The organism is Enterobacter sp. SENG-6 (assembly GCF_001605945.1).
Classification (GTDB): Bacteria; Pseudomonadota; Gammaproteobacteria; order Enterobacterales; family Enterobacteriaceae; genus Enterobacter; species Enterobacter cloacae.
Genome location: NZ_LOMM01000005.1, coordinates 142,667 through 142,916, shown reverse-complemented (window position 1 = coordinate 142,916; position 250 = coordinate 142,667).

The following is a 250-nucleotide window of genomic DNA, read 5'->3' as shown; positions in this document are numbered from 1 at the left end:
TATGCCTGAAAGCGTGCGTATTGCCTGAAAACACAACCCGCTACGGGGGAGACTTACCCGAAATCTGATTTATTCAACAAAGCCTTCCTGTAGCTAAAACTTAATGCTATTTATTAACGTCAGTTTAAATAAACGACGTTGGTCCGATATATCCTGTATCGTCATGCCTGGTGGTGGGAAATGCGTATAAACATCAAAAAGTACAAACACGGTTTTTTATCGCTCTTTGGCTCATCCGCAAGGAAGGCAC